The following is a 577-nucleotide window of genomic DNA, read 5'->3' on the forward strand; positions in this document are numbered from 1 at the left end:
GTCCGGACCCGAAAACTGTGCCGTCTTGACATGCGGCCCTGCCCCGGCCGGGCACTGTTTATGCCTGGCCGGGGCGGCCCAAAGTGAAGTCACAATTCCATCTCAGCCTAGTCAACAGCCTGGCTGATCACTAGCTGGAGCAGGCCCGCAGGGGACCACGGCAAGTAACGAAGACGCCATTCACCGCTTAAAAAATGCCGCTCATGGTCGCGTTTGTGACGGGGAGCACAGGGCGTGCGCGGCAAGCATTAGGCTAGGTTGCGGAACAGCTCTTTGCGGTACGTCCGCCCGGCTGGCGCCCAGTGCCGTGCGAACGGAGGGCCCTGCGCAGGCGGCGTTCCGCGCGGCGACGATCGATGAATGATGAGGTTCACATGTCCCAGGACACCCCCAGCTCCACGGCCACCGTTCCTTCAGCTTCCGCCCAGCCGGCGGACCAGGGCCACCAGGGCGATGCCTTCGCGAACCTGCTGCACGAAACCCGGGCCTTCCCGCCCTCCCCTGAGTTCGCGGCCGACGCCGTCGTTACCGCCTCCGAGTACGGAGAAGCGGACGCTGACCGGCCGGCGTTTTGGGC

General features: G+C 65.9%; 1 protein-coding gene. It reads left to right on the top strand.

Features of this window, described 5'->3' with window-relative positions; all coding sequences use genetic code 11:
• Nucleotides 1–374: 374 nt before the first annotated feature.
• Nucleotides 375–577 (top strand): hypothetical protein (locus tag AC1DKD_RS41835; protein ID WP_477144808.1); only part of this gene is annotated, 203 nt, incomplete at its 3' end.

This window comes from Cupriavidus sp. 05T313, assembly GCF_056396665.1.